This window comes from Streptomyces sp. NPDC102283, from assembly GCF_044766265.1.
Lineage (GTDB): Bacteria > Actinomycetota > Actinomycetes > Streptomycetales > Streptomycetaceae > Streptomyces.
Genome location: NZ_JBIWLQ010000003.1, coordinates 1 through 24,956, shown reverse-complemented (window position 1 = coordinate 24,956; position 24,956 = coordinate 1). Strand labels below are relative to the sequence as shown.

The 24,956-nt window shown below is 72.8% G+C and carries 26 protein-coding genes, 1 tRNA gene and 1 pseudogene; 12 read left to right on the top strand and 16 right to left on the bottom strand.

The window, feature by feature from the left end; all coding sequences use genetic code 11:
* Positions 1-54: 54 nt before the first annotated feature.
* Together ACIRJT_RS06910 and ACIRJT_RS06905 are read left to right on the top strand one after the other, a co-directional pair.
* Positions 55-1,260, top strand: coding sequence for a peptidoglycan-binding domain-containing protein (locus tag ACIRJT_RS06910; protein ID WP_403905553.1), 1,206 nt, complete (start codon positions 55-57; stop codon positions 1,258-1,260).
* A gap of 235 nt (positions 1,261-1,495) precedes the next feature.
* Complete coding sequence (locus ACIRJT_RS06905) at positions 1,496-2,158, top strand: HAD-IA family hydrolase (protein WP_403905550.1); 663 nt, start codon at positions 1,496-1,498, stop codon at positions 2,156-2,158.
* A 107-nt stretch (positions 2,159-2,265) separates the two neighbouring features.
* On the opposite strand, the gene ACIRJT_RS06900 is transcribed toward ACIRJT_RS06905, so the two are convergent.
* Complete coding sequence (locus ACIRJT_RS06900; protein ID WP_403905548.1) at positions 2,266-3,000, bottom strand: ABC transporter permease; 735 nt, start codon at positions 2,998-3,000, stop codon at positions 2,266-2,268.
* A gap of 280 nt (positions 3,001-3,280) precedes the next feature.
* On the opposite strand from ACIRJT_RS06900, the gene ACIRJT_RS06895 reads away from it, so the two are divergent.
* The 3 genes from ACIRJT_RS06895 to ACIRJT_RS06885 all read left to right on the top strand — a co-directional run bounded on the left by ACIRJT_RS06895 (position 3,281) and on the right by ACIRJT_RS06885 (position 6,385).
* Positions 3,281-3,925, top strand: a complete 645-nt coding sequence (locus tag ACIRJT_RS06895; protein ID WP_403905545.1) for an HNH endonuclease family protein — start codon at positions 3,281-3,283, stop codon at positions 3,923-3,925.
* Positions 3,926-4,057: 132 nt separating this feature from the next.
* Positions 4,058-5,851 (top strand): alkaline phosphatase D family protein, encoded by a 1,794-nt coding sequence (locus ACIRJT_RS06890; RefSeq protein ID WP_403905542.1) that lies wholly within the window; start codon positions 4,058-4,060, stop codon positions 5,849-5,851.
* Between the two features lie 84 nt (positions 5,852-5,935).
* Positions 5,936-6,385 (top strand): DoxX family protein, encoded by a 450-nt coding sequence (locus ACIRJT_RS06885; protein WP_403905540.1) that lies wholly within the window; start codon positions 5,936-5,938, stop codon positions 6,383-6,385.
* A 224-nt stretch (positions 6,386-6,609) separates the two neighbouring features.
* Here the strand turns inward: ACIRJT_RS06885 and ACIRJT_RS06880 are convergent, their stop codons facing one another.
* Complete coding sequence (locus tag ACIRJT_RS06880) at positions 6,610-7,389, bottom strand: superoxide dismutase family protein (protein WP_403905537.1); 780 nt, start codon at positions 7,387-7,389, stop codon at positions 6,610-6,612.
* Positions 7,390-7,586: 197 nt separating this feature from the next.
* Here ACIRJT_RS06880 and ACIRJT_RS06875 point away from each other — a divergent pair, with 197 nt between their 5' ends.
* Complete coding sequence (locus tag ACIRJT_RS06875; protein ID WP_403905534.1) at positions 7,587-8,423, top strand: DedA family protein; 837 nt, start codon at positions 7,587-7,589, stop codon at positions 8,421-8,423.
* A 43-nt stretch (positions 8,424-8,466) separates the two neighbouring features.
* Here the strand turns inward: ACIRJT_RS06875 and ACIRJT_RS06870 are convergent, their stop codons facing one another.
* The 4 genes from ACIRJT_RS06870 to ACIRJT_RS06855 form a co-directional block, all read right to left on the bottom strand.
* A complete protein-coding gene (locus tag ACIRJT_RS06870) occupies positions 8,467-8,691 on the bottom strand; it encodes a DUF2277 domain-containing protein (RefSeq protein WP_403905532.1) in 225 nt (74 codons plus the stop codon).
* 92 nt (positions 8,692-8,783) lie between these two features.
* Complete coding sequence (locus ACIRJT_RS06865) at positions 8,784-9,248, bottom strand: hypothetical protein (RefSeq protein ID WP_403905529.1); 465 nt, start codon at positions 9,246-9,248, stop codon at positions 8,784-8,786.
* 133 nt (positions 9,249-9,381) lie between these two features.
* A complete protein-coding gene (locus tag ACIRJT_RS06860) occupies positions 9,382-9,726 on the bottom strand; it encodes a hypothetical protein (protein ID WP_403905526.1) in 345 nt (114 codons plus the stop codon).
* Positions 9,727-9,730: 4 nt separating this feature from the next.
* Positions 9,731-9,949, bottom strand: a complete 219-nt coding sequence (locus tag ACIRJT_RS06855) for a hypothetical protein (RefSeq protein ID WP_007459297.1) — start codon at positions 9,947-9,949, stop codon at positions 9,731-9,733.
* A gap of 148 nt (positions 9,950-10,097) precedes the next feature.
* On the opposite strand from ACIRJT_RS06855, the gene ACIRJT_RS06850 reads away from it, so the two are divergent.
* The gene (locus ACIRJT_RS06850) at positions 10,098-10,721 is read left to right on the top strand and encodes a histidine phosphatase family protein (protein ID WP_403905523.1); all 624 of its coding nucleotides are present in this window, start codon (positions 10,098-10,100) and stop codon (positions 10,719-10,721) included.
* Positions 10,722-10,770: 49 nt separating this feature from the next.
* Here the strand turns inward: ACIRJT_RS06850 and ACIRJT_RS06845 are convergent.
* A pseudogene (locus tag ACIRJT_RS06845) lies at positions 10,771-10,943 on the bottom strand (inositol monophosphatase family protein); the annotation flags it as partial.
* Positions 10,944-11,112: 169 nt separating this feature from the next.
* A complete protein-coding gene (locus tag ACIRJT_RS06840) occupies positions 11,113-11,781 on the bottom strand; it encodes a GNAT family N-acetyltransferase (protein WP_403905522.1) in 669 nt (222 codons plus the stop codon).
* A 246-nt stretch (positions 11,782-12,027) separates the two neighbouring features.
* On the opposite strand from ACIRJT_RS06840, the gene ACIRJT_RS06835 reads away from it, so the two are divergent.
* Positions 12,028-12,495: a nuclear transport factor 2 family protein gene (locus ACIRJT_RS06835; RefSeq protein ID WP_403905520.1), complete on the top strand. Its 468-nt coding sequence runs from the start codon at positions 12,028-12,030 to the stop codon at positions 12,493-12,495.
* 60 nt (positions 12,496-12,555) lie between these two features.
* Here the strand turns inward: ACIRJT_RS06835 and ACIRJT_RS06830 are convergent.
* Positions 12,556-12,630: transfer RNA gene (locus ACIRJT_RS06830), tRNA-Val, on the bottom strand.
* 285 nt (positions 12,631-12,915) lie between these two features.
* On the opposite strand from ACIRJT_RS06830, the gene ACIRJT_RS06825 reads away from it, so the two are divergent.
* From ACIRJT_RS06825 to ACIRJT_RS06815, 3 genes are all read left to right on the top strand, one after another.
* Complete coding sequence (locus ACIRJT_RS06825; protein ID WP_403905517.1) at positions 12,916-13,716, top strand: DUF4097 family beta strand repeat-containing protein; 801 nt, start codon at positions 12,916-12,918, stop codon at positions 13,714-13,716.
* A gap of 70 nt (positions 13,717-13,786) precedes the next feature.
* Positions 13,787-15,232 carry a hypothetical protein gene (locus ACIRJT_RS06820; RefSeq protein ID WP_403905515.1) on the top strand — a complete coding sequence of 482 codons (1,446 nt, stop codon included), beginning with the start codon at positions 13,787-13,789 and terminating at the stop codon, positions 15,230-15,232.
* Positions 15,233-15,325: 93 nt separating this feature from the next.
* Positions 15,326-15,544 (top strand): zinc ribbon domain-containing protein, encoded by a 219-nt coding sequence (locus ACIRJT_RS06815; protein ID WP_403905513.1) that lies wholly within the window; start codon positions 15,326-15,328, stop codon positions 15,542-15,544.
* Between the two features lie 40 nt (positions 15,545-15,584).
* On the opposite strand, the gene ACIRJT_RS06810 is transcribed toward ACIRJT_RS06815, so the two are convergent.
* The 4 genes from ACIRJT_RS06810 to ACIRJT_RS06795 are packed head-to-tail and all read right to left on the bottom strand — an operon-like array spanning position 15,585 to position 20,938.
* Positions 15,585-16,244 (bottom strand): O-methyltransferase, encoded by a 660-nt coding sequence (locus tag ACIRJT_RS06810; RefSeq protein ID WP_403905511.1) that lies wholly within the window; start codon positions 16,242-16,244, stop codon positions 15,585-15,587.
* 41 nt (positions 16,245-16,285) lie between these two features.
* A complete protein-coding gene (locus ACIRJT_RS06805) occupies positions 16,286-17,107 on the bottom strand; it encodes an HAD family hydrolase (protein ID WP_403905509.1) in 822 nt (273 codons plus the stop codon).
* Positions 17,104-19,668 carry a phosphoribosyltransferase gene (locus ACIRJT_RS06800; protein WP_403905507.1) on the bottom strand — a complete coding sequence of 855 codons (2,565 nt, stop codon included), beginning with the start codon at positions 19,666-19,668 and terminating at the stop codon, positions 17,104-17,106. The genes ACIRJT_RS06805 and ACIRJT_RS06800 overlap by 4 nt, the downstream gene beginning before the upstream one ends.
* Before the next feature lie 10 nt (positions 19,669-19,678).
* Positions 19,679-20,938 (bottom strand): HpcH/HpaI aldolase/citrate lyase family protein, encoded by a 1,260-nt coding sequence (locus ACIRJT_RS06795; protein WP_403905504.1) that lies wholly within the window; start codon positions 20,936-20,938, stop codon positions 19,679-19,681.
* A 221-nt stretch (positions 20,939-21,159) separates the two neighbouring features.
* Here ACIRJT_RS06795 and ACIRJT_RS06790 point away from each other — a divergent pair, with 221 nt between their 5' ends.
* Positions 21,160-22,044, top strand: a complete 885-nt coding sequence (locus tag ACIRJT_RS06790) for a TerD family protein (RefSeq protein ID WP_403905501.1) — start codon at positions 21,160-21,162, stop codon at positions 22,042-22,044.
* Positions 22,045-22,098: 54 nt separating this feature from the next.
* Here the strand turns inward: ACIRJT_RS06790 and ACIRJT_RS06785 are convergent, their stop codons facing one another.
* From ACIRJT_RS06785 to ACIRJT_RS06775, 3 genes are all read right to left on the bottom strand, one after another.
* Entirely contained in the window at positions 22,099-22,833 is a 735-nt protein-coding gene (locus ACIRJT_RS06785; RefSeq protein WP_403905499.1) for a Tellurium resistance, read from the bottom strand.
* Positions 22,834-22,962: 129 nt separating this feature from the next.
* Complete coding sequence (locus ACIRJT_RS06780) at positions 22,963-24,111, bottom strand: DUF475 domain-containing protein (protein WP_403905497.1); 1,149 nt, start codon at positions 24,109-24,111, stop codon at positions 22,963-22,965.
* A gap of 66 nt (positions 24,112-24,177) precedes the next feature.
* On the bottom strand, positions 24,178-24,753 hold the full coding sequence (locus tag ACIRJT_RS06775; RefSeq protein WP_402011684.1) for a TerD family protein: 576 nt from the start codon (positions 24,751-24,753) through the stop codon (positions 24,178-24,180).
* Positions 24,754-24,956: the final 203 nt, after the last annotated feature.

The following is a 24,956-nucleotide window of genomic DNA, read 5'->3' as shown; positions in this document are numbered from 1 at the left end:
GCTTCCCCGGAGCGGGCTGCATAATCGCAGGCAGTTCAAGGGAGGGGACCCACGATGACCGGACACGCATGCCCGGAGTGCGGGAGACGGACGGCCGGGGAGCCCGGCACGGAGCACCGTGCGCCATGCCGGTGCGGCGTCGGCGCGTCGGCGGCGCGGCTCACGGAGGACGAACAGCGCGCCGCCCGCGCGGCGGAGATCGCCGCGGCCGAGGACTTCGACCCGCTGCGCATCCGGCCGTACGTGACGCTGACGGACCACGCCGGACCGGCCGGGGACGGGGACGGGGACGGGGGGTCTCGTTCCGGGTCCGGTACGTGGGAGGGCGCGGCTGCCTCCGGTACGTGGGAGGGCGCGGCCGCCGGGACCGTCCCGCCGGACCCCGATACGGCTGGGGCTGCGGGGGCCGCGGGGACCGGGGAGCCTGCGATCGACCCGGGTGCGGCGTCGGCGGCCACGATGCCGCTGTTCCTGGCTGGCGCCGCCCAGGACGCGGGCACGGACATGGGCATGGGTGCGGGCACAGGCATGGGTGCGGGCGGCCCCGGCAGCCCTGGCGGTGCGACCCGCCCCGCGCCGGACGGAAGCCGCAGACGCACCGCGGGGTCGGGCCCCGCCTTCGGCTCCGATCCCGTGCGACCGCGCCGCAGGCGCCCCTTCGGGGCGCTCGCCGTGGGGGCGGCCGTGGCCGCGGTGGTCGGCACGGCGGCCTTCGCCGGCGGGCTGTTCGGCGGCGACGACGGCACGGACGAAGCGCTGCCGGAGGCCACCACGAGCGCCCCGGACACCGAGGAGGAACCGGCCGCGTCGGTGGCCCCGTCACCCTCCGCTTCGGCCGCTCCGCCCCGTACGCGATCCCCCTCGGCCACACCGTCCGCATCGACGCCCCCGTCCGCATCGCCGGCGAAGAGCCGGGAGTCCTCCCCGACCGCCAGCGCGTCCGCGTCGCCGAAGGCGAGCGCGTCACCCACCGCGGACGACGACGCCCCTCCGGCACCGCCCGCCGATCCGCCCCCGGGACTGGCCGCCTCCTCGCTGCGCCCCGGCGACCACGGGCCGGAGGTCACCGAGTTGCAGAACAGGCTCAAGGAGGTGTGGCTCTATGCGGGGCCGTTCGACGGGAACTACAACGACCAGGTGAGGAGCGCCGTGGTGATCTACCAGTCGTACCAGGACATCGAGGGCGATCCGGTCGGCGTGTACGGGCCGAACACCCGAGGCGTGCTGGAGGCGGAGACGAACGGACACGGGCGCCACTGAGCCCGGCCGCCCGGCCGCCCGGCAGCGGGATTGGCGTTCCGGCTCCTGTTTTTGTATCGTGATGGAACAAAGTAGCTCCCGCCCGCACTCCCTGACCGGCGGGCGGGGGTTGCTCTGTTCACCGCACGCGGTACCGCACCCTCGTACCGCGCACCCTTCACAGCCCGTGTACGCCCTGCCCCGCGGCACGCGCACCCGGGCTGTTCGCACACCTCCCCGCGTCCTGGAGCAGCCGATGCCTCCCACCGTCCTCACCGCTCAAGCCCTCCTGCTGGACATGGACGGCACCCTCGTGAACTCCGACGCGGTGGTGGAGCGCTGCTGGCGGCGCTGGGCGATCGAGCACGGGCTGGACCCCGAGGCCGCGCTCAAGGTGGTCCACGGTCGTCAGGGGTACGCCACGATGGCCGTCCTGCTCCCGGACCGCCCGATGGAGGAGAACCACGCGGACAACCGGGTGATGCTCGCCGAGGAGACCGCCGATGTCGAGGGCGTCGTGCCGATCGGCGGGGCGCCCGCGTTCATGGCCGCGATCGCCGAGCTGCCGCACGCCCTGGTGACCTCCGCCGACACCGCACTCGCGACGGCCCGGATGGGCGCGGCCGCACTGCCGATGCCCGCCGTCCGCGTCACCGCCGAGCAGGTCGGCGCCAGCAAGCCGGACCCCGAGGGCTTCCTCAAGGGCGCGGCGGAGCTGGGCTTCGACGCGGCGGACTGCATCGTGTTCGAGGACTCCGAGGCGGGCATCGCGGCGGGCCGGGCGGCGGGCATGCGCGTCGTGGGCGTCGGCCCGCGCGCCGCGGCCCTCGCGCCGGACGCCCATGTCGACGATCTGACGCAAGTGCGCGTGGAGGCGGCCGGGGACGGCTCGATCCGCCTGCACATCGGCCAGGCCTGAGCCGCATCCCTGCCCCCACCCCCTCGGGGCCCAGCCCCAGCACCGCGCCCCGGGGCCCAGCCCCAGCGCCAACCCCCGGGACCCGGCGCAAGCACAACACCCCGGGCTCAGTCCCGGTGCATCAGCCCGCGCGCGACCAGCTCCAGGACCGTGGCGACGGCGACCGTCTGGACCGCCATCAGCGCCACCAGGACGAACAGCTGCACGGCGCCCGCCTCCACGGGTGAGGCGCCGCCCAGCAGCATGCCCACGAACGCCCCCGGCAAGGTGACGAGCCCGACCGTCCGGGTCTGATCGAGTCCGGGCAGCAACGCGTCCGACGCCGCCGGCCGTACGATCTCCAGCCGGGCGTCCCGGTCGAGCAGCCCGAGGGCCATGCCCGCCTCCACCTCGCCGCGCCGGCCGGCCAGTTCGTCCAGAGCGCGCCGCCTGCCGAGCACGGTCGCGGTGAGCGCCCCGCCGATGAGGATGCCCGCCACCGGAATGAGCGCCAGGCCCCGGACCGGCACGAGCCCCGTGAGCAGCAGTGCCCCCACCACGGGCAGCACGCCCACCCCGATCGGCACGGCCGCCCAGCGCCAGGTGCGGTTGCCGGTGACCCGGCGCCCCGCGGTCCACACGGCCACGGCGAACATCAGCGCCACGAACCCGAGGAGCGGCGCCAGGGAGCGGACCACCCAGCCGATGAGCAGGGAGACGGCCGCGAGTTGGACCGCCGCCCGCGCTCCGGCGACGAGGATCTCGCGCGACCGGCCCAGCGAGGCCCACGCGGCGACGGCGGCGGCGAGGGCCAGCAGGACGGCGAGGGCGACGCCGAGGGTGGGGGAGACCGGAAGCAGCACGCGGCAACGATAGGACTGCCCCCAGGGCCGCTCCCGGGGGCGCGCCCGGGAACCCGAGCGCCCCCGAGCCGCCGACCGACGCCCAACACCGCCCGGACAAACCACCCGTGACGGTTCCGCGCGCTCCCGCGATCCGTCACTCCCCTTGCACACCCCTTGATGTGACGTGCACATGTCGCCACTCTGTTACCTGACGCCCACCCCACGGAAACCTGGCGTCGCCACGATGGCCGGGCCTACGCACGCCCGCCCAAGCACCCCCCACATCAAGGGAGTTCGCATGTCCGGTGTCTACGCGCGTCGCCTCTCGGTCGTCGCCGCAACCGCCGCGCTCGCCGCAACGTCCACCCTGTTCACCGCCCCGAGCGCGCAGGCCGCCATGCCCACCCCGGTCAGCGCGGCGACCGCACGCACCTACCTGGGCCAGCTCCCGGTCGGCGCGGAGGGCTCGTCCAGCGGCTACAGCCGCGACAAGTTCCCGCACTGGATCACCCAGTCGGGAGCCTGCAACACCCGCGAGGTCGTCCTCAAGCGCGACGGCACGAACGTCCAGCAGGACTCCTCCTGCGCCGCGGTCAGCGGCAGTTGGTACTCGACCTACGACGGCGCCACCTGGAGCGCCGCCTCCGATGTGGACATCGACCACATGGTCCCGCTCGCCGAGGCCTGGCGCTCCGGCGCGAGCAGCTGGACCACCGCCCAGCGCCAGTCGTTCGCCAACGACCTGACGCGCCCCCAGCTCATCGCGGTCACCGACAACGTGAACCAGTCCAAGGGCGACAAGGACCCGGCCGAGTGGATGCCGCCGAGCTCCTCGTACAAGTGCACCTACGTCCGCGCCTGGGTCCACGTCAAGAAGCAGTACAACCTGACCGTGGACTCCGCCGAGAAGAGCGCCCTCCAGTCCGCCCTGAACGGCTGCTGACCACCACGTACGGCCGCCGGCCGACTCCCTGACCCCTCGCACGGCACCCGGCCCACCGGAACGCGTGCACGCTCCTCCCGCGTTCTGTACGTTACGGACCCCATCCGTGACGGCGTCGCGAGGAGATATCACATGGCCGGGCTACGCCTGGGACCACTGCTGCGGTACGTCGACTGGGAGTCCGGGGCCACCGCGACCGTCTGGGTCGAGGCGAGCCGTCCGTGCACCGTGGAGGTCCGGTGCGCGGACGGCGCCTCGGGGGCGTCGCCCACCTTCTCGGTGGCCGGGCACCACTACGCCCTGGTCGTCGTGACGGGACTGACCCCCGGCTCCACCACGGCGTACGAGGTGCTGATCGGATCCCGGCGCGTCTGGCCGCCCGACGACGCCCGCCTCCCGCCGAGCACCATCACCACGCCATCGGCGGCGGCACCGCGGGGCGCGCCGGAGTGCGCCGGGGCGGAGCCGGACGACGCGGGGGCGGAGCCGGACGGGGTGCGCATCTCGTTCGGGTCGTGCCGGTGGGCTGCCGCCCCCGGCGGCGGGCACGACCCCGTGGGCCCGGACGCCCTGGTGACCCTGGCCGCCCACCTCGCCGCGGATCCGACGGCCGAGCGGCCCGACGTCCTGCTGCTCCTCGGCGACCAGGTGTACGCGGACGAGACCTCAGGGGCGACCCGGCGCAGGCTCGCCGCCCGCCGGGACCTGGGCGAGCCGCCGGGCGCGGAGATCGCGGACTACGAGGAGTACACCTACCTCTACGACGAATCGTGGCGCGATCCCGAGGTCCGATGGCTGCTGTCCACGGTCCCCAGTTGCATGATCTTCGACGATCACGACGTGATCGACGACTGGAACACCAGCGCCGCCTGGCAGCGCGAGATGCGCGCCACGCCCTGGTGGCACGAGCGGATCGTCAGCGGGCTGATGTCGTACTGGGTCCACCAGCACCTGGGCAATCTCTCCCCCGCCGAGCTGGCCGCCGACCCCGTGTACGCGGCGGTCAGAGCCTCGCCCGACGGCACCGAGGCGCTGCGCCGCTTCGCCGCCGAGACCGACGCGGATCCCGCCCGTACCCGGTGGAGCTACCGGCGTGTTTTCGGCCGAGTACGGCTGGTGATGGTCGACACCCGCGCGGCCCGCGTCCTGGCCGAGGATCAGCGGGCGATGCTCGACGCCGAGGAGGCCGTCTGGCTGCGGGACGCGGTCCTCGGCGACCCTTCTTCCTACGATCATCTCCTCATCGGCAGCTCCCTGCCGTGGCTCCTGCCCCCGCTCGTCCACGAAGCGGAGCGCTGGAACGCCGCCCTGTGCGCGGGCGTACGCGGGCAACGCTGGGCCCGCTTCGGCGAGAAGCTGCGCCGCGCGTCCGACCTGGAGCACTGGGCCGCCTTCCCGGAATCCTTCGACCGGTTCACCGAGCTGCTGCGGGAGGCGGGGAGCGGCCCCGACGCACCGGCGACGGTATGCGTCCTCTCGGGCGATGTGCACCACGCGTACATCGCCGAGCCGCGGTGGCCGAAGCCCGATCCCGGACCGGGCTCCGACCCCGGGGCCGGTTCCGGTCCCGAGCCCGGGGGCGCCCCCGCCTCCCGGGTCCTCCAGCTGACCTGCTCCCCCGTGCACAACTCCATCCCCCGGTCGATCCGGACGGGTTTCCGTTTCGGCTGGAGCCGGGTGGGCCGACGGATCGGCCGGCTGCTGAGCCGCCACGGTCGCATGCGGAAGTCTCCGGTGACCTGGCACAGGGCAGGCGGCCCCTGGTTCGGCAACCAGCTCATGACGCTCTCAATGCATGGCCGGAAGTCTGCGCTGACATTGGTCCAGGCCAAGGCGAGCAAGCAGGGGGCCCAGCTCGAAGCGGTTCTTGAGCGTTCACTCACCCCTGAGAATGAGGCGATTTTCAGCCACCCGACCGAATGTTGAACTTGCAAGCACTGGTGAGGTTTCCCTAACCTGTGGCGCTCAATCGGTTCACGTCCCCACCACGACCGAAGGAGCCCGCCCCCCATGCTCATCCGCTTGAACCAGGCCCAGCCCTACGTTCTCAGCCTCTTCCGCTTCGTCGTCGGCCTGCTCTTCGCCTTCCACGGTGCCGCCACGCTCTTCGGAGTGCTCGGGGGCAACGAGGTGGAGACGGGCACCTGGCCAGGCTGGTACGCCGCTCTGATCCAACTGGTCTGCGGGTCCCTGGTCGCCCTGGGCCTGGGCACCCGTGCCGCGGCGTTCCTCGCCTCGGGGTCGATGGCCTACGCGTACTTCAAGGTCCACCAGCCCGAGGCGTTCCTGCCGCTCCAGAACAACGGCGAGGCCTCGGCGATGTTCTGCTGGGCGTTCCTGCTGCTGGTCTTCACCGGACCGGGAGCCGTCGCTCTGGACCGCTTCTTCGGTTCCCGGAACACGGCGGCCGACGGCCAGGGCACCCCTCGGCGCGACAAGGCCCCGGCCGTCCCGGTCTGACCGTCGTCCCGTGTCCCGGTCTGACCGCCGTCCCGTCTCCCGGTCTTACCGCCGTCCCGGCGAAGATCGGCCGTCCCGGCGGTGACCCGGCCGACCGGCCGTTGACCGGCCGACTGCTTCCTCGCACACAGCGGCGGGGGCGTACGGCGGTGCCCCGACCTCCGGTGACGCGGAGGAGCGGGACACCGCCGTACGCCGCTGTCCGCCCGGCGTACGAAGCCCCGTCACTCCCGCCCGTGGGGCCCGAACGGCACCGTGAAGCAGGCCGCCCGCTCCCCCGCACCGCCCTGCCGGTCGTGGATGATCACCGACCGCGCCCCGCCCTCCCGGAAGCCCCAGCCGTGCAGGGCCTCCGACCGCCCGTCACCCTCCTCGTCCGCCCGGAAGTCCAGCCACACCTCGTTGACCGGGTCGGCGGTCGCCGCCGGACGGTGCTGGTAGTGCGGCCCGGCGGCGGCGGGATCGGCGCCGCAGGGCGAGGTGTGCACGTGCATCCCGTACGCACGGCCGGGCACGAGCCCCCGCAACCGGGCCCCGACCCGGTTGCCGGACGGGGCCGCGAACTCGGTGACCTCGATCCGCGCGCCCGCCGGCACCAGACGGGTGTCGTACGTCAGCGCGTCGGACGGGACGAACGAGCCGGGCGGGGAGAACACCCCCGCCGCCCGCATCCACGAACCGCCGCCCGCCGCGGCCACGCCATCGACGCGGCTCGGGTCTCCACCGCCGCCCGACTCCTGCGCCGAGGGCCCCGCCGCAGGAGCCCCGTGCGCGCCGTGCGCCGCGCCGTGGCCGGAGCCGTCGGACGCGCCGCCGTCCGTACCGTGAGCGACGCCGACACCGCAGGCCAGCGCCATCAGGGCCGCCGTGCCCGCCAGCACACCGGGCATCCCTGCGATCCCCCGGCCCCGCGACTTCGCGTCGCCCTCTCCTTCCGCCGTCCCCCGCCGCCCCGAATCCGGGTGCGCCGGACCGTGTCCCGTCCGTACCATCCATGCCGTCATGCGCTGCTCCTCGCTCGTGCCGGTCGTTCTCCCCGCCTAACGGGCACAAGGCCTCCAGGTGTACGTGACCTGCACGACATCACCCGCCCTGGGCGATGTCCGGATCACCCTCACGCGTACGCTGTACAGCTGAACCTGCCGCCCCTGCCGCTCCCCTGCGACGACGCGGCGTTGACACGATCGGGGAGTAGTAGACGGTGCTAGAGAGTGTGGGCGCGCTGACCAGCAGCCCATGGATCTACGCGGTGGTCGCCCTCTCCGTTCTCCTGGACGTCTTCCTGCCCCTGCTTCCCAGCGGTGTTCTCGTCATCACGGCCGCCACGGCGGCGGCAGCGGGCACCACCACCGTCAGCGGCGCCGGTGAAGGCACCGGCGGGCAGGTTCCCTCACTCGTCGTACTGATCCTGTGCGCGGCCACCGCCTCGGTGCTCGGCGACCTCGTCGCGTACCGGCTCGCCTGGCGCGGGGGCGACCGGTTGGACCGGGCCATCGCACGCTCCCGGCGTCTCACCTCCGCGCAGGAACGCCTCGGCGCGGCGCTGAGCCGGGGCGGCGGCGCACTGGTGATCATCGCCCGGTTCGCGCCCGCGGGCCGCTCCGTGGTCTCCCTCGGCGCGGGCGCCGCCCACCGCAGGAAGCGGGATTTCCTCCCCTGGTCCGCGCTGGCGGGCCTGGCGTGGGCGGGCTACAGCGTGGGGCTCGGCTACTTCGGCGGCCGGTGGCTGGGTTCGACCTGGTTCGGCACGGCCGTCTCCGTGCTGGCCCTGTTCCTGGCGGGCGCGCTGGCCGCGTTCGTGGTGAAGCGCCCAGCGGCGCGGACGGCGACGGAGACGGAGACCGAAGCCGAGGCCGGGACAGCGACGGCGACAGCAGCGGCGACAGCAGCGGTGGCGGCGACGGCAGCGGAGGTAAGGACGCCCCCGCTCGTGTCCGTGCCGGCGCCCGCGTCCGCACCCGGCACCGCTTCCCCGGGCGGGCCGACCGCCCTCGGCGGGCCGGGACCGGTGTCGGCGCCCGCGCCGGCCGCCCCGTGACCGGAAGGACGCTCCGGAGGGGCCGGCGTACGAACGGGACGCCTCAGCCCCGGGCCGCGGCGCCCCGTATCTCCAGGCCGTCGAGCAGCCTCATCGTGGCTGCGGTGATCTCGTCGACGGCCTGGTCGAAGACCTCCCGGTTGTGCGCGGCGGGCGCGCGGAACCCGGAGACCTTGCGTACGTACTGAAGGGCGGCGGCCCGCATGTCCTCCTCGGTGGCCTCTTCGGGGAGGGCGGGCGGGCGGAGCGTCTTGATGCTGCGGCACATGACTCCAGTGTGGACCGCCCCACTGACAACGCACACCCGTCGCCGCCGACCGCCCCGCCGCAAGGCCGTTCGCCCGCCCGTCCGCCCGTCGCTCAGCTGCTCCGCGTCAGGTCGCTCGGGTTCGACCGGTCGGTGCACAGGGCCCAGATGACGAAGACGTCGATCGCGATGGTGACGATGGCCCAGACCGGGGTGTACGGGAGCCACATGAAGTTGGCGATGAGGTTCAGCGAGGCGAGAACGACACCCGCGCCGCGGGCCCAGGTCGCGCCCTTGAGGATGCCCCAGCCCACGAGGATGAGGATCACGCCGAGGATCAGGTGGATCCAGCCCCACGAGGTCACGCTGAACTTGAAGACGTAGTCGTTGATCCGCGTGTAGACGTCGTTCGAGGCGATCCCCGCGATGCCCTTCAGCACGCCGAGGATGCCGTCCACGAAGAGCAGGACACCGGCGAACACCGTTCCCCCGGCCGCCCACGGGCTGCCGGAGGTGCCGCCCGGGCGGGGATCGGCGGGGCGCGAGGTGCCGGGTGCGGGCGAGCTGGGCTGCGACATGAGGACTCCTTAGCCGGAACGAGGCGCCGGGCGCCTGTTGTCCTGACCTGCCCTGGTGGTGCGTGCAGATCAGCTCCGACGCTCCTCCCTGCCCCTGGACAGGGCCACCCGGACGCGCCCGTTCGGGTGAGCGTCACGGTGCGCCGACCGTGACGACGCGCCCCTGGGCGTCGACGGTGAGCACCACCCGCTCGACACGGTTGACCAGGGCGACGCCTGCCCACACGACTCCCCACGCCAGGCACGAGAAGACGGTCAGGAAGGCGTGCAGCACATGGTTCACCGGCTGTCCGCGCACCAGCACCACCTGACTCTCCGAACGCGACTCGACGCGCCAGCCGCTCGCGATGCGCCGGCTCACGATCCAGTCCAGGATCAGCGCGCGCTGTGTCGCGTCGGGCGGCTCGCCCCCGGCGCCGTAATAGCCCGGCGGCGGTTCGACGGAGGCGCTCTCCCGTACCGTTCGACGACGTTTCACGGGATCACTCCCAGGTGTCGAGGTCGCCGCCCCGCCATTCGATCAGCCCCGGCCGGTCCAGCTCGACGACCTTGTCGGGCCCCGGGGCGAACCCCGCGGCCCGCAGCAGCGCGGCCACCTCGCCCCGCCCGTGCGCCAGGCCCACGATCTGCCCGTGCACGGTGACCCGCCGCCCTCCGGTCGCGGAAGGCGGATAGACGATCACGGGCGGGTGCTCGGCCATGCCTCCACGGTGCCCCGGCCACTGCCCCCGCGCATCCCGGGAGGGCGCCCCCCTGCCCCCCACGCTCACCTCGGCGGAACCGTCCGCTCGTGGCCCGGCGTCCCCGTGGACGTTCGTACGATCGTGACCCGCGACGGAGGACCCGCCCATGACGGCAACGGCTGCCCGCTACCTGTACCTCACCCGGCACGGTCGGGCCTCCACCGACGAGAGCACGCTGACCGACGACGGCCGCCGTCAGGCCGCCCTGCTCGGGGAGCGGCTCCGCGGGGCCCCCATCACGGCGATCCACCACGGCCCGCTCCCGCGAGCCGAGCAGACGGCGCGGCTGGTCGGCGAGCGGCTGGCGGGCGTTCCTCTGCTGCGGTCCGAACCGGCCGGCGACTACATCCCGTACCTGCCGCGACGGGAGGATCTGCCGGCGGAGTCGGCCGACGAGACGCTCGCCCGGCTGGCCGGGTTCCCGGCGGCGGAGCGCGAGCAGGGCCCCGGGCTGGCCCGGCAGGCTCTCGCACGGTTCACGGGCACGGTCGAGGGCGACGAGCCCCGCCACGAACTCCTCGTGACCCACAACTTCCTCGTCGGCTGGCTCGTCCGGGCCGCGCTGGACGCCCCGAAGTGGCGCTGGCTGGGCATCAACCACGCCAACGCCGCACTGACCGTCATCCGTTACGCGCCCGGCCGCCCCCCGGCCCTCCTCCTGTTCAACGACACCGGCCACCTGCCCGCCGAGCTCCGCTGGACCGGCCTCCCGCCCGAGCTTCACGTCTGAGGGAGACGCGGCGGGGCGGGCACACGCACACCTCGGCACGGGCAGTGGCTCAGGAACTCCGCACGGGACCGCTGATCAAGGACAGCAGCAGCCCGTGTGTTCGACATCCGCGGCCACGACGAGCCCACGGCCCCCAGGCCCGACCGGACCGCCGTCGACCCCGGTGACGACGCAGCCGGCGGCCCGGCACAGGGCGATCCCGGCGGCGAAATCCCCGGCCCCTTTGTCGACACGGGTGTGCCGCCGCCCGTACCGGGCGCGCACGACCTCGGCCCCGGCAAGCGCCACGGCTGAGGCCACCTCGGTGTCCGTGGGGCTCGTGGGTGAGTCGATCATGGCGAGCAGAGTAGCGGGAGGCCTCGGCCGTCGTACGGAGAACCAGGCAGAGCCCTCACGCTCCCCCGGCGGCCTGTCCCTGGCCGCGGGCGAGCAGCAGCGCCTCCGAGCCGACCGGGCGGAACCCGGCGGCCCGGAACGCCCGGATGCTGCGCGCGTTGCCCGCGGCCTGCTGCGACCAGAGCGGTTCGCCCGGGGGCACGAGGTGCCGTGCGGCGGTGGCGAGGGCACGCCCGAGGCCCCGGTGCCGGGCGTCCTCGTCGAGCTCGACGGCCACCTCCCAACGCCCCGCCACCCCGCGTCCGAGCACCAGCACTCCCCCGTCGGTCTCCCACATCCGCACCCCGTCCCGGCGCAGGCGGGCACTCATCACCCGCGGGTGGACGGGATCGGTGACCTCCCGCAGCTCCAGCCCGGGTTCGCCGGGCAGCGAGGACGCCACGGTCAGGAGGTCGATCGTGTCGGTGACCCGCCCGGTGCGTTCCAGGAAGGCCGTCAGGAAGCGGGGGTGCATGGTGGCGGCCAGCGCATCGCATTCCAGGGCGGCCAGCGTCGCGTGGACCCACTCGGGGTCCTCATCGGTGAACACGACCGAGTGCGCGGTAAAGGCGATCACCCCCGTGTCGCGACCGTTCGGCGCGGCGACCACGGTCGTCCTCCCGTCGGTCTCCGGAAAACGCCCGCGTGCCGCCTCGTCCAGGATCTCCGCCAGCGCCTGCCCCATGAACCGCCCTCTCGTTCCCCGTCGTGCGGTCAGACCGTCGTACCGCCGCAGTCTGCGTCACCGTACGGGGGCGATGGACGACGAAACGTTCATCCGCCTCTCTCGCGGCGCACCGGATCAGCGTAGGCCCGTCCTCCGCCATGACCTCCGACGTAATCGACCGCGGCCGCCCACCCCGGCAGGATCGAACCCATCGACGCGAGGCCGGCCCCAACGGGCCCCGCCCCCAGCAGCGAGGAGAGCACCATGTCCGTAACGCCCCGCACCGCCACGGTGAGTTCGGCCGACGCCACGCCTTCCCCCGCCGAAACGACCCGGGCCGTGGTCCAGGCTTTCCTCGCCGCCCGGCTGGCCGGTGACACCGCCCGGCTCACGGAGCTCTTCGCCGACGAGGTCGACTGGCTGCTCGCCGAGAACCCGGCCGTACCGTGGATCCACCCCCGGTCCACGGCCGCCGAATGCGCGGCCCAGTTCACGGAGTTGACGGAGCACACCGTTCCCGAGGACGCACGAGCCTCTGTTGACACCTTCCTCGTCGACGGCACCGACGCCGTCCTGACGGGCCACCTGTCGGGGACCGTACGCGCGACGGGCAGATCCTTCGATGGACCGTTCGCGCTGCGCCTCACCGTCGAGAACGGCCGGATCACCCGGCACCACCTCTACGAGAACAGCCTGTCGATCGCGGAGGCGGTGAGTGACCGCGCGCGTTGATCGTGGACGCGAGGGAGACGCCGAGGGCCCCCGGCCATGATCGGTCGGGGGCCCTCGTACTGGTGGGCGCGGGCAGTTTCGAACTGCCGACATCTGCTTTGTAAGAGCAGCGCTCTACCCCTGAGCTACGCACCCGTGGATGAGGCAACAGCGTACATGGAGCCGGGCCCCTGCTCATAAACCGTTCCTGGGCGGAGCCGGGCCGAGGTCGGGCCGGGGCAGGGACCGAGGTCGGGCCGGGGCCCGGATCGCGGTCGGAACCGGGGCCCTGACCGGGACCGCGGCCGGGGGTTAACCCCACCACGAGACGGTAGCCGTCCGGATGCCGTCGGCGGGCGTCGGCGACATACGGTTCGAGTGCACCGGCAGTGAGGTCCGGTGCGGCACCGTCCGGCAGCACGTACTGGGGGAACGATCACCGTGGACATCGTGACGAGCGCAGCGACCCGCACGCTCCGTGGAGCAGCCGGGCGGGCCCTCGCTCTGGGGAGTGGGGTCGCGCTGCTGGCCCTGGCTCTCACGGGGTGCGGGAGTACGGACGTCGACGGCGCCCCCGTCGAGCGCAAGTCGTTCGATCTGGAGGGGAAGACCCTGACCATCGACTCCGAGAACGCGACCGTGGACCTCGTGCCGGCCGACGTGGAGCAGGTCGAGGTGGAGCGGCAGGTCGACGGGTGGGTGGTGCTGGGCAGCGGGCCCGACCCTGTCTGGAGCATGGAGGGCGACACCCTCACTCTCCGGGTGAAGTGTGACGCGTTGATCAACAACTGCGAGGCCCGGCACCGCGTGAAGGTGCCGCGCGGGGTCGAGGTGACGGCCTCGTCGGACAACGGGACGATCAGCGCCACCGGCTTCGACCGTGCGCTGGACCTCTCGTCGGACAACGGGGAGATCAACGTCCGGGACGCCCGCGGCGCGCTGAAGCTGAAGAGCGACAACGGGGAGATCCGGGCTGACCGGATATCCGCCGCCTCCGTGGTCGCCCGTGCCGACAACGGGGAGATCCGGCTGGACTTCAGCTCCGTGCCCGACCTCGTGGACACCGTGAGTGACAACGGGGGCATCACCATCGACCTCCCGCCGGGCGGGCAGAAGTACGCGGTGAACGCCTCCGCCGACAACGGGGACGTCTCGATCGGGGTGCCGCGGGGCGACGACAGCGCGCATGTGGTGAAGGCACGCAGCGACAACGGCCAAGTCACCGTGCGAAGCGCGAACTAACCGACCCGTGTGTTCGTCCTTACTGGTGGGAGAATGTACCGGGCAGGGCGAATCGGCACGGGAGAGGGATGTGACGGCGACACACGCGCGGCCGGAGGCAGGAGCGGGTGGGAGTTCCGCCGTCCACAGTGGTCGGGACCTGCCGGGGCAGCACGCCCCCGGAAGGCCGCGGAGGCCCGGCGGACGGGGCCGTTCCGGTGGCCGGGATCTCCTGGCGCTGATGCTCCTGCCCGTGCCCCTCGTGCTCGCCGCGCTGCCCGCCGCCTTCGCCGGGGGCGGTACGCGCCGGTGGTTCGGCGGGCGCGGAGAGAACGAGCGGGCCGAGGCACAGGCCGCGAAGGACGCCGCCGCGGAGGCCTTCTACGAGTTGGACAGTGCCCAGCGCGATCTCCGGATCTCCGTCGAGACCATCAATGCCGTGGACAACTCCTCGCGCGGCCGCAGGGCCTCCGAGGACTTCGCCTCGCTCGGCCGGCGCATCGACGAGGTCAGTCACACCTACATCACCGCCGTCGACAGCCACGACCTGGACCGGGACGATCTGGAGCCCGCCGTCGCCTCCCGGGCCCGCACCGAGCTGAACCGGGCCAAGGACGACCTCGTACGGGTCAAGGGCGAGCTGGATCGCTTCGCCCAGGGGCTCGAGCCCCTGCTGGGCAGCGCGGAGACGCAGCTCGCCCGGCTCGCCCCGGCCGTCGAGCGGGCCCGGCAGGCGCTCCTGGGCGCGAGCAACGCCCTCGACGGCGCCCGGGCCGCGGGGCTGCGGGCCGATGAGCTGGCCGCCCGGCTCGCCGCGCTCGCCCCGGAGCTGACCAAGCTGAACCAGGGCGCGGGAACGCACGGCGTCGCGGAGACCCTCCAGCGGGCCGACGCGGTGCTGCGCGATGCCGAGGCCGTGCGCACCGAGGCGGAGCGGCTGCCCGAGCGGGCCGCCGAGATCGACCGCAGGCTCGTCTCGCTGCGGACCCGCGCGCAGGCCCTGACGACCCGGGCGGGCTCGGTGGAGCCGGTGCTCAGCGAGTTGCGGCGGCGCTTCTCGGCCGCCTGCTGGCAGGACCTCCAGCCTGTTCCGGAGCAGGCCGCCGTCAATATCCGGCAGGCCGAGGACAAGCTCGCGGAGGCGGCGAAGGCGCGCGACGAGCAGCGCTGGGCGGACGCCACGTCCCGACTGTCCACGGTCCGCGCCCTGCTCAACGCCACGGACGAGGCGGTCTCCGCCGCCGGGGACCGGTTGCAGCAGCTGAACGCCGTGGCGAAGGACCCGCAGCAGGAGATCGAGCGGACCCGGTTCGCGGTGCGGGACGCCCAGCGCCTCGCCATGGCGGGCCGACACACGCCCGACCCCCGGCACGCCAGGCCCCTGGACGACTCCGTGGCACGGCTGGACCGCGCCATCGCCGGTCTGGAGGGGCGCCACCCCGACTACTGGCACTTCCTGACGGAGACCGAGGCCGTGCGGCAGACCGCCGCCCGGGTCGTCTCCGACATCCGCGAGGAACGCGGCACCGGCTCCTGAGGCGACCGGCAGCTTCTGGGGGCGACCGGCAGCCCCTGGGGCTACCGGTAGGGGGCCGTAGCCCCCCGGCCGCGATGGCTCTAGCCTGAGCCCATGCCTCGCTATGAATTCCGCTGCCGCACCTGCGGAGACACGTTCGAAGTCAGTCGCCCCATGGCTCGGTCCTCGGACCCCGCCGCCTGCCCCGCAGGCCACGACGACACCGTCAAGCTGCTGTCCGCCGTGGCCGTGGGCGGTGGGTCGGGCTCCGCTCCCGCGCCTTCCGGCGGCGGTGGGGGCGGGGGCTGCTGCGGGGGCGGGTGCTGCGGCTGAGCCCGGCCGTCGCCCCTGGGCCCCCGTAACAGCCGGGGGCCTATTTCTTGCGGGAGAGTGTCAGGCCGTCCGAGACCGTCAGCAGGACGCTGTCCATCCGGTCGTCGGCGCTCACGTGGTCGTTGAACTCCTTGATCGCCGCCGTCGGACCGGTCGCCCCCGGGTCCGTGACCCCGCCGTGGAAGAGCACGTTGTCCGTGGCGATGACCCCGCCCTGCCGCATCCGGGGCACCAGCTCCTCCCAGTAGGCGATGTAGCCGCCCTTGTCCGCGTCCAGGTAGGCGAAGTCGATGTGCGGCTCGGCGGGCATCGCGCGCAAGGTGTCCAGGGCGGGGGCGATGCGCAGGTCGATCCGGTCCGCGACGCCCGCCTTCTCCCAGGCCTCCCGGCCGTACGCCGTCCACTCCTCCGAGATGTCGCAGGCGATCAGCGTGCCGTCGGCGGGCAGCGCCCGGGCCATCGCGAGGGCGCTGAAGCCGGTGAACGTGCCGACCTCCACCACGTGCCGGGCGCCGACCAGCCGGACGAGGAAGGCGAGCAGCGGGGCCTGTTCCTCGGCCGACTGCATGCCCGCGTGGTCGGGGAACCGTGCGTACGTGGTGTCCACCAGCTCCCGCTGGACCGGGTCCAGCGGCGGGTTGTGGGCCAGCATGTACGCGTACAGCTCGTCCGTGATCGTGGTGTCGTTGCCCTTGGTCATGGCCCCAGCCTCGCGCAACCCGCGCCCGCTCGCAGGGGAACTCAGACAGCCGCAGCCGCCAGGAACCGCCGCAGGATCTCCTCCCCCGCGGCCCATCCCCGCTCCTCCAGGGCCACCACGTGCGGGGCCCGCCAGCCCTCGTCGGCCAGTTCGCCGTGGCCGGGGCGCCAGCCGAGGTCGGCGCCGAGCAGCAGGTCCGCGTCGAGGAGGGAGTCCCCGGCGGCGAGCGTGCGCGTGGCGCCGGTGCGGCGGGCGACCTCGTGCATCGCGGCGCTCTTGGTCAGCGGCGCCGGGACCACGTAGACCTTGCGGCCCTGGAGGGAGACCGTCCAGCCGCGCGGTCCGGCCCAGGCTGCCAGTTCCTTCGCCCATTCCTCGGGCAGCAGGGAGCGCTCGACCACGAGGTAGGCGAAGAGGTCCTCGGCGACCCGGTCCTTGAGCAGCCAGGCCGGGTCGGCGGTGGTGGCGAGGTGGGCGCGGATCTCGGTGAGCGGGGCGCACTCCTGCGCGATGCGGGCCTCCACCCGCCGCTGCCAGTCGCGGTCGGAGACGCCGTCGACCAGGATGTGGCCGCCGTTGGCGCAGATCGCGTACCGGGGGGCGGGGCCGGGGAGGTGGACGCGCCCGTACTGCTCGCGGGTGCGGGTGGTCGTCGGGACGAAGACGGTGGAGGTCGCCACCTCGGTGAGGAGGGCGGCGGCCGTCTCGGTCAGGTACGAGAGGGGCTTGTGGCCGTACACCTCCACGCACAGCAGCCGCGGCGCCTGCGCGTCGGGCATCGACAGGTCGAGCGAGGCCGCCGAGTAGATCAGCGTGCGGTCGAGGTCGCTCGCCACCAGGGTGGCCGGTGAGGTCGCGCTCATGCGCCCTGCACCGCCTTGCCGTCCGCGCCCGTCGCGCCGCGCGTGAACCGGGGGTGGATCAGACCGACACAGCTGTACGGGAGGTCGTCGACCTCCTCGACCGGGACGCCGCGCTGTTCGGCCAGCAGCCGTATGTGCTCCAGGTCCGCGCCGGCGCCGCGCTTGGCGAGGATCTTCCAGGGGACCCGGCGGAGCAGGACCCGGGTGGTCTCGCCGACGCCCGGCTTGACCAGGTTGACGTCGTGGATGCCGTACTCCTCGCTGATCCGCTCGACGGCCGCCCAGCCCTCCCAGGTCGGGGCACGGTCGGCGGCGAGGAGTTCCTTGGCCGCTGTCTCGACCTGGCCGGCCACCTCGTCGAAGCGGGCGGCGATCGTGTCGAGGAAGAGTCCCGAGACGTCGGAGTCCGCCAGTTCCCGGTAGAACTTCCCGCCGTGGAAGTCGTCCGCGCCGACCAGGTCGGCGCGGAGCACCGTGCGGGAAATGAGGCCGGACACCGTGGAGTTGAGGCAGGCCGAGGGGATGAGGAAGTCCTCGCGGGTGCCGTACGTCCGCACGCAGCCGCCCGGGTCGGCGAGCACCGAGATCTCCGGGTCGAAGCCGACGGGCCCTCCCGAGGCCTCGAACTCGGTGATGGCCGCGGCCAGTTCGCGGGTGATCGCGCCCTTCCCCGTCCAGCCGTCGACGAACACCACGTCGGCCGGGCCGTGATGGGCGGCCAGCCAGCGCAGGGCGGTGGCGTCGATGCCGCGGCCCCGGACGATGGAGATGGCGTAGTGCGGCAGGTCCAGGCCGTGCCGGTGCTGGGCCCAGCGGCGCATCAGCACGCCGACCGGGGTTCCGGCGCGGGCGAGCGAGACGAGCACGGGGCGGGGGCCGCGTTCGGCGAGGACCGTCTCGGTGACGGTGCCGACCGCGCGGGCGATGCGGGCGGCGGAGGTCTTGAGGGCCGCGGTGAACAGGGCCTGGTAGGCGGCGCTCGGCTGGTACTCGACGGGCAGCGACTCCGCGTAGTGCGCGCCGCCGCTCTGGATCGCCTCCTCGCGCTCCTCGGTGGGCGCTTCCAGTTCGGTGTCCGAGAGGTCCTGGAGCAGCCAGCCGACGTCGTCCGGCGCGTAGCTGGAGAAGTCGGGGCCTCGGAGGGGCTCGGGCAGCACGGCGGGCTCCTGCCGGTGGGGAACGGGTGTGGGGGTGTACGAGGGGACGACCGCGAGGAGTACGCGACCGGTGTGCTCGGCGAGCCGGGCCAACAGCCCGTCGGAGGCGTGCAGTTCGGGGGTGTCTGCGGTGGAGTCGACGACGGCGACCACCGCGTCGAAGCCGGCGCCCGCCACGTTGTACGCGTACCGGTCGCCGGGGCCGTCCGCCGGGTCGTCGTGGGCCGGGAAGACGAGGCGGGTGCGTATCGCGTAGCCCGGGTCGTCGACGGCCAGGACGGGTGAGCGGGTGGTGGTGGAGTAGCGGACCTCGGCGTCGGTTCCCAGCGCGTCTTCCAGGGCGGTGCCCAGGCGCAGCGGGGCGTACATCAGCTCCTCGAAGCCGAGGACGAGGACCCGGCGGGGGCGGGGACCGGTGTGGTCGCCCAGCGTGGCCGCGATCCGGTCCGCCATGCCCGGGAGCGCCGCTTCCAGCGCCGCCCGATGGGCGGGGGTGAAGCCGTGCCGGCCTCCGTCGGGCACGGCGGCCGGCCAGTCGAGGTCGACGCGGACGACGGGGGCGGTGTCCGCGCCTCCGGCGGCCCCCGCGGGCCGCCGCACCCGCCCGGCCCGAGCTGCCAGGTCCGCCTGTTCCGCCTGTTCAGCCTGTTCAGCTTCCTGGGCCGCGACGAGGGCCTGGCCGTGTTCCAGCACGCCGTCCGGCAGGGCGACCGTTCCGGTGCTGCGCGTCACCAGGTCGACGCGGGCGCCGATCTCGGCGGCGAAGGCGCTCAGCCGGTCGCGGTCGTCGGTGGAGCGCATGTCGACGAGGGCGACGATCACGTACCGCTCGCGCGGGTGCAGGGTGTGCAGCGCGCGGATGGTGTTCAGGACCGTGTTGCCGGTGGAGAACTCGTCGTCGACCAGCACCAGCACGGAGGCGTCGGCCCCCCTCCCGCCGCTCGCCAGCAGGTCCCGGTCCTCCGGCAGCAGCAGGTGCGAGGTGGCGTGCGAGTGGGACTCCTCGAAGCCGCCCGCCTGTTCGACGCCCGCCACCGGTCGACGGGTGGAGTGCAGGTACGGGGCGTCCCGCAGGCCGTCCGCGACCGCGTGGCCGAGGCCGGTGGCGGTCTCCGCGTAACCGAGGACCACCGCGCGGCGGGCCTCCTCGGCGCCGAGGAGCGCGCGTACCCGTTCACCCAGCTCGAACCCGGTCCCGTGGACGACGGAGGGACGCTGGGGCACGTGCTTGCCCAGCACGTTGGACACCAGCAGATGCGCCCGCTTGGGGTTGCGGCGCAGGGCCAGGCCCAGCAGTTCCCGGAGCTCTCCGTCGCCTTCGAGGGCGACTCCCAGTCGCTCCGCCACCCAGCTGCCCGACCACACCACGTCCACGGTCTCTTCTCTCGTCGCGCGCTCGCTCATCGACACGCGCTCAGTTCGTCAGGCCGGCGGCCAGCAGGTCCACGAAGCCGACGTCTTCCCTCGCCACTCCGAAGACCTCGGCCCGCTGGAGCGTGCGCTCGGCCCAGGCCCGGTGGGGCTTCACTTCATTCATCTTGTTCGTGTACGCCGAGCGCAGCACCCCGCCGCCCCCGCGCGCGGGGCTCAGGATGTCCTGGGCGTCGGTGTACTCCTCGTGGCTGACCACGGACAGTGCGTGGACGGGCGCCACGTGCGACGGGTGGATGCAGGTCTTGCCGAGCAGCCCGTTGGCGCGGTCCAGCTCGATCTCCCGGAGCAGTCCGTCGAGGTCGTGCTCGATGAGGGCCGTACGCAGCTCCTCGGCCCGGCCCTCCAGGAAGGGGCTGCGGCGCAGCTGGGGCTTGAACATGCGCTCCTGGCGGCGGAAGTACTCCCAGACCGGGCCGGTGATCGTGAAGCCGGTGCCGTCGGCCCGGCCGAGCACGTTGACCACGTCGGCGATCACGGAGGCGACGATATGCACGTCGTAGGCCGTCATGTCGGGCGCGCGGCGGAGTCCGTAGGCCGAGCAGAAGTCGGTGACGCCGAGGCGCAGGGCGAGCACCCGGTCCCGGTGCTTCTCCACGCTGCGGGCGATGCCCTGGAGAATTTCGCCGCGCGTCTCCAGATGGAGCAGCTCGGGGGATTCGAGGACCGGCATGGCGAAGAGCCGTCGTCCGCAGGCCGTCTCGGCCTCGGCCAGGGCCTCCAGGAACTGTCGGCCACGGTCTTCGGTGAATTTGGGAAGTACGAAACCGGACAACATCCGGACCGAGTCGCCGAGGCGCCGTACCAGGTCGGTGATCTGAGCCGGTTCCCGTACGCGGATGAAGAGCAGCGGCACATCGGTGCCTGCCGCGCCCGTGGCATCGTCCGGGCCCGGGGCGCCGGCCCCCGACCCGGCCTGCCGGCTCCCCGGCTCCGCCCCTCGGGTCCCGGATGCCGTGTCCCGGGCGGCCAACGCGGCAAACTGCCTGATCAGGTTGGTTTCGGCGCCGGAGACCTCGGCGTCGTCGATGGAGTCCTCCAGGCACAGCACCATGGAGACGACCCCGCGTGCGGCCTGCTTGAGCACGTCGTCGGCGAGCGACGGCCGGGTGGCCGGGGAGTAGAGCGTGGCTCCCAGGGCGACGGAGAGCATCCGCGCCGGGGAGTCCGCGGTGAAGGTGCAGGGCTCCTTGAAGAACAGCCCCTCGCGGGCAGTGGGCGATATATGCCCGAAGTGACGCATGTTTTTCCCCCGAACTGCCTGACCGGCCGGACAACGCATGGCCGGTAATAGTACGTACGGACGGGTGTCAACAGTTCCCCATGTACATGAATTTCCGGTTACCCGCCTCTCGTCCCGGCGCCTCTCCCGGTACTGTCACGTCCTGCCCGCGCCGCCCCGGGGCACGCTCGTGCCGCCCCCCGCGTTGTCCGCACGGGCCCCCAGCAGGCAGGATGACGGTCATGACGCACACGATGCTGAAGGGCTCGAACGTCCCCGTCGATGCCGCGGCCGTCCGGGCCGTGCTGCGCTGGACCCCGGGCGCCGGGATTCCCGACGTGGACGCCTCCGCCCTGCTCCTCGGTGCGTCCGGCCGGGTGCGGTCCGACGAGGACTTCGTCTTCTACAACCAGCCCCGGCACCCCTCGGGCCTGGTCCGGCGGCTGCCGAAGCGCAGCGTCCCGGAAGGGCTGACGGACACGGTCGAGGCGGACCTCGGTGCGCTCGACGCGTCGGTGGACCAGGTGGTCATCGCGGCCTCCTCCGACGGGGCCGCCTTCGAACACGTCCTGGACCTGCGGATACTTCTGTTCGACGCCGCGTTCGCCGAGGGCGAGCCGCTGGCGGTGTTCGATGTCCGGCCGGAGACCGGAGAAGAGACGGCGATCATCTGCGGCGAGCTCTACCGCCGCGGCGAGGGATGGAAGTTCCGCGCGGTCGGCCAGGGGTATCCCACCGGCCTGATCGGCCTGGCCACCGCCTTCGGCATCTCGGTGGACGAGTCGGAGGCGGTGAGCGGGGCGCAACCGGTGAACGGGGCGCAGGCCCCGGCCGCAGCGGCAGACGCGGGGCGCCTCCCCGCCGCCGTGCCCCCGCCGCCGGCCGTGCCGCCCGGGCCCGGGCCGGACTCCCAGGCCACGGTCCAGCACCAGCAGCCCTCCTACGGCTATCCGCAACCGGTCGCGCACCCCGCTGCCGCCGCGGCCCACCAGCCGGCCTACGGCTATCCGCAGCCCGCCGCCGAGCCGCCCGCGTACGGCTATCCGCAGCCCGCGGCAGCCGCCGCGCACGCGCCCGACCCCCATTTCGTGCTGCCTCCACAAGGTCCGCAGTTCGTACGGTCCTGAGCCGCCCCGAGCCGGTTCCCGTGTCCGTCCTCGGGCCCTCACGGCCGACCGGACTCAGGTCCGGGACTTGTAGCCGCGCCCCCATTGCATGCCGTAGCCGTACAGCCGGTCCAGCTCCGACTGGAAGCCGTACACGAACTTCACCTCACGGCGCACGATCAGCTCGTCCTTGATGTTCTCCACGGTGAACACCGCGCAGGAGCGGGCCTGCGGTGCGCGCTCGTCCAGCTCGATCTCGATGCGCGGGCCGTTGCCCGGGTAGAGCGTGACCTTGGCGTGCGTACGGTCGAACGCGGGCGTCCGGTCGTAGATGTAGACGAAGAACAGCAGCCGCTTGATCTGGTCGCGCTGGTCGAGGTTGACGTAGACCGTCTCCCCCGAGGGCGCGCCGAACCGGTCGTCGCCGCTGAGCCGGACGTAGGGCGGGCCGTTGAGGTCACCGATCAGACTGCCCAGCGGCTGTACGACCCCCTTGGTGCCGTCCATCAGCTCGTACATGCAGCCGAGGTCCAGGTCGACGTTGACGACGCCCTGGGTGTGCGCCTGGACCACCTCGGGCTTGAAGAGCTGGAGGGGGCGCCGCAGCATGCCGCTCTGGCGCGACCGGCCCTCGATGTCCGAGGTCCGCATCCGCCAGGACAGGTTGACCCGGAGGTTGCCCGACAGGGCCCCCTGCTTGCTGAGCGAGATCGTCGCGTTGCGTTTGGACAGCACGATCGCGCTCGACGTCGAGTTGCCCGAGTCGAACTGCGCCGCGCGCCCCGGCCACAGGCCGTCGAAGAATCCCATACCAACCCCCACCTGTTCGCGCGCCCCGGACATCGCCGCGGGGCGGCCACCGGGCCGGGTCCGGGAGATCCCGGAGAGCCGTCGCCGTGTGGGCCGCCCCGCAGAGAGCGTTCCTCAATCCTTACCGGGTCACACCCCGGTGGACACTTCGGACTTGCTTCCCGAGCCGCCGCCCTCGGATTCCGCGGCGAGAGCGCGGTTGCGCCGGACCGAGGACCAGAAGGAGAGGGCGATCAGGATCACGCCGACCGAGCCGGTGATGAACTCGTTGATCTGGTACTGGATGGTGATCAGCAGGATGATCGAGAGCGCGCCGATCGCGTAGTGCGCGCCGTGCTCCAGGTAGACGTAGTCGTCGAGCGTGCCCTCGCGCACCAGGTAGACGGTGAGCGAACGGACGTACATGGCGCCGATGCCGAGGCCGAGGGCCATCAGCACGATCTCGTTGGTGATCGCGAAGGCGCCGATGACGCCGTCGAAGGAGAACGAGGCGTCCAGGACCTCCAGGTAGAGGAAGAGGAAGAACGCGGCCTTTCCGGCGAGGGCGACCCCGGTGACGGGCTTGCCCTTCTTCTTGGCCTCTTCCTCGGCCTCGTGCTCGCGCTCCTCCTCCTCTTCCAGCTTGCCCTCGAAGAATCCGGAGAGCCCGCCGACGACGAGGTAGGTGATCAGACCGGCGATGCCGGAGAGCATGACCGTGGCCGCCTTGTCGGCGTGTCCGCCGCCGTGCTGGTGGGCCTGGGTCGCGAAGGTCGTGGCGGTGAAGAGCAGGATGATCAGCGCGACGCAGACCGACAGCATGTCGACCTTGCCGAGCTTGGCGAGCGGACGCTCGATCCAGCGCAGCCAGTGGATGTCGCGGTCCTCGTCGAAGATGAAGTCGAGGAAGATCATCAACAGGAACATGCCACCGAAGGCCGCGATCGACGGATGGGCGTCCGTGACCAGTTCCTTGTACCTGTCCGGGTCATTGAAGGACAGGTCGATGGCCTCGATCGGCCCGAGCTGGGCGCTCACGGCCACGATCACGACGGGGAAGACCAGTCGCATACCGAAGACGGCGATGAGGATGCCGATGGTGAGGAAGATCTTCTGCCAGAAGGCATTCATCTTCTTCAGGATTCCGGCGTTGATCACCGCGTTGTCGAAGGACAGCGAAATCTCCAGGACGGACAGGATCGCGACGATGCCGAATGCCTGCCACCCCCCGTAGAAAATCGCTGCGACCAGGCCGAGCGCGGTGACCGCGAACGACCAGCCGAAGGTTTTCAGAACCACTGGCTACCCCATCGTGTTGGTAAAAGGCTCCCCCGGTGTGTCGGGGCCCCCGCGCCGAGCGCGGCGCTACGAAACGTTGACGCCGAAGTCTAGAGCGATGCCGCGCAGGCCCGACGCGTACCCCTGGCCGACTGCACGGAACTTCCACTCGCCGTTGTACCGGTAGAGCTCGCCGAAGATCATCGCGGTCTCCGTCGAGGCGTCCTCGCTCAGGTCGTAGCGGGCCAGCTCCTGGCCGTCGGCCTGGTTGACGACACGGATGAAGGCGTTGCTGACCTGGCCGAACGCCTGGCCCCGGTTGTCCGCGTCATGGATCGAGACCGGGAAGACGATCTTGTCGCAGTGGGCGGGTACCTGGTCCAGACGGACGATGACGGACTCGTCGTCGCCGTCGCCCACCCCCGTGAGGTTGTCACCGGTGTGCTCGACGGAGCCGTCGGGGCTCGTGAGGTTGTTGTAGAAGATGAACCACTCGTCGCCGAGCACGCGGCCCGACTGGCACAGCAGTGCGCTGGCGTCGAGGTCGAAATCGGCTCCCGTGGTGGAGCGTGCGTCCCAGCCGAGCCCGACCAGCACCTGGGTGAGGTTGGGTGCGACCTTGGAGAGGGAGACATTGCCTCCCTTGGCGAGCGTGACGCCCATGTGTGTCCTCCCCGAGTCGTGTAAAACGCTGCCGGGGGGGGGGGGGGGGGGGGGGGGGGGGGGGGGGGGGGGGCGGGCGGGGGGGGGGGGGGGGGGGGGGGGGGGGGGGGGGGGGGGGGGGGGGGGGGGGGGGGGGGGGGGGGGGGGGCGGGGGGCGGGGCGGGGGGGGGGGGGCGCCCCCCCCCCCCCCCCCGTCTCCCGCG